Genomic DNA, 1385 nt, shown 5'->3' with positions numbered 1-1385 from the left:
CAGGGTTTCCGGACGAAGATCCCGCGCCTGCAAATAATCGCTGGCTTTGCCCTGTAACGGGGGCAGTTTTTTCCATTCAGAACGAAGCTCTGTTTTTCCTTCCCATTCACCGGCTGTTGGTGACGTCATCAGATTTATGAGTGGCGACCAGTGCTGTGATTCTCCCAGATACGGCCGGAGCATCTGGCGTACATGACCAAGATTGGAGTCGATATGGTTGAGTCCAAAGTTGACGATGGTGCCATTGTCCTCTTTGTTTTGAGGATTGAAATATACCCATCGCCCCTCTTTCTGGCCCACGATGAGTACATCGTTTCCGGCCCGGTATTTCATCGCATTGCGGCTGCTTTCCCTGCGGTCAAGTTCCCATCCGTTATCCTCCAGCAGACGGGGCAGGGGGATGTCACGAATGAAGCATTGCAGCTCATCGCGATTTCTGGTGTTTTCCATGATTTTCTCCAGAGCCAGAAGGCCAAAAACGGCCTCTGAGAGAGAATCGGGATGATTGGAAAAGGGAAATTATCTATATCTGGGTAAAGGTTGCCTATAAATTTTAAGTTGTTGTCCGGCAGGTCGCCCCTTTTATTGACACTTTTTATTGGTCGAGCGGGCTGATAATACCGCGACCACCCTTGTTCAGGACGTGGGTATAAATCATGGTGGTACTCACATCCTTATGGCCCTGTAGTTCCTGAACGGTGCGAATATCATAACCCACCTGCAGTAAATGGGTGGCAAAAGAATGCCGTAACACATGGGGTGTGACCGGCTTTACAATACCTGCCCGACTCGCCGCCGTGCGTATGGCTCTCTGCACCGACGCCTCGTGAATATGATGGCGTCTTTGTTTGTGCCCAAGAACGGGGATCGTCACTGAGTACAGGGGTGAAGGAAACAGATACTGCCATCCCGCACAATGATTTCACGCCGTTCAAATTCCACATCCTTTACGCGCAGGCGCAACCCCTCCAGCAAGCGCATACCGGTTCCATAAAGCAATGCCGCAACCAGCCACATGGTACCCGAAAGTTCGTGCAACAAGGCGCGCGCCTCCGTAGGCGTAAGCACTACTGGCAGATGCTGCGAAGGCTTGGCATTGGTAATGTTTTCCAACCTGGGCAGATCTATATTCAGCACCTGCTTGTACAAAAAAAGCAGAGCTGCCTTGGCCTGATTTTGAGTGGATGACGATACGTGACGCTCATTGGCGAGGTAACTCAGAAAAGCCTCCACCTCAGCGGCCCCCATATTTTGGGGATGGCGCTTCCGATGGAACAAAATAAAACGTCGCACCCAATCAGTATAAACTTCTTCAGTGCGGATACTGTAATGCATCGTCCGGATGCGGGCGCGCAGCTGATCCAGAAGCTTGGGCGGGTTGCTGG

Annotated in this window: 3 protein-coding genes; all 3 read right to left on the bottom strand. The window is 51.6% G+C overall.

Annotation, left to right across the window (positions count from 1 at the left end; genetic code table 11):
* On the bottom strand, positions 1 to 450 hold a 450-nt coding region (locus tag AC2VLY_RS15385), incomplete at its 3' end, for a hypothetical protein (RefSeq protein ID WP_486894133.1).
* A 145-nt stretch (positions 451 to 595) separates the two neighbouring features.
* Positions 596 to 874, bottom strand: coding sequence for a tyrosine-type recombinase/integrase (locus AC2VLY_RS15380; protein ID WP_486894134.1), 279 nt, complete (start codon positions 872 to 874; stop codon positions 596 to 598).
* Positions 871 to 1385: phage integrase N-terminal SAM-like domain-containing protein (locus AC2VLY_RS15375; protein ID WP_486894136.1), on the bottom strand; the 515-nt coding region annotated here is incomplete at its 5' end. The genes AC2VLY_RS15375 and AC2VLY_RS15380, both read right to left, overlap by 4 nt.

The organism is Acidithiobacillus sp. TH-A36 (assembly GCF_057473445.1).
This window is presented reverse-complemented; position numbering and strand designations above follow the sequence as displayed.